Below are 224 nucleotides of genomic sequence, written 5' to 3'. Positions count from 1 at the left end.
TGGCGGTCAGCCGGTCATCCGCCTTTGCGCTCTCGCCGCCGATATGAACGACCGTCGCATCACCGAAATAGGTGACCTGCCAACCCGCTTGCCGGATCCGGCGGCAGTGATCGACCTCCTCATAATAGACGAAAAACCGCGGATCGAAGAGGCCGACCTGGTCGATAGCCGATTTTCGTATCAGATAGAAGCAGCCTGGGACCCAGTCGCAGGCGCGCGTCCCG

The 224-nt window shown here is 61.2% G+C and carries 1 protein-coding gene; it reads right to left on the bottom strand.

What is annotated here, in order from left to right; genetic code table 11:
* The coding region (locus tag A6V29_RS09550) for a glycosyltransferase family 2 protein (protein ID WP_349642948.1) at positions 1-224 on the bottom strand (224 nt) is incomplete at both ends.

The organism is Blastococcus sp. CCUG 61487 (assembly GCF_005222955.1).
In the GTDB taxonomy this organism is placed as follows: Bacteria; Actinomycetota; Actinomycetes; order Mycobacteriales; family Geodermatophilaceae; genus Blastococcus.
Note: the sequence above shows the minus strand (reverse complement) of the source record. Positions and strands in the feature narration are given on the sequence as shown.